General features: G+C 41.0%; 1 protein-coding gene. It reads left to right on the top strand.

Features of this window, described 5'->3' with window-relative positions:
- Positions 1 to 229 (top strand): glycosyltransferase (locus tag AOA61_RS30690; protein WP_158234849.1); only part of this gene is annotated, 229 nt, incomplete at both ends.

Below are 229 nucleotides of genomic sequence, written 5' to 3'. Positions count from 1 at the left end.
AGCCTATAGCGTTCGAAGAAATGGGCAACATTTTTGCAGAAGCAGATCTTGTCATAAATTCTTCGTATGAAGAGGGGCAATCTACAGCTGTTTGTGAAGCCATGGGTCTTGGTGTGCCTGTTATCGTAAGAAAAAATGCGGGGAATTGTAGTGTTGTAACGCATGAAAAGACTGGGTTTGTTTATGAGGATCCTACTCAATTTATTGATCTAGTAAAAGAGGCGTGGAA

The sequence above is a fragment of the Pseudomonas sp. 2995-1 genome, from assembly GCF_002742505.1.
Lineage (GTDB): Bacteria > Pseudomonadota > Gammaproteobacteria > Pseudomonadales > Pseudomonadaceae > Aquipseudomonas > Aquipseudomonas sivasensis.
Note: the sequence above shows the minus strand (reverse complement) of the source record. Positions and strands in the feature narration are given on the sequence as shown.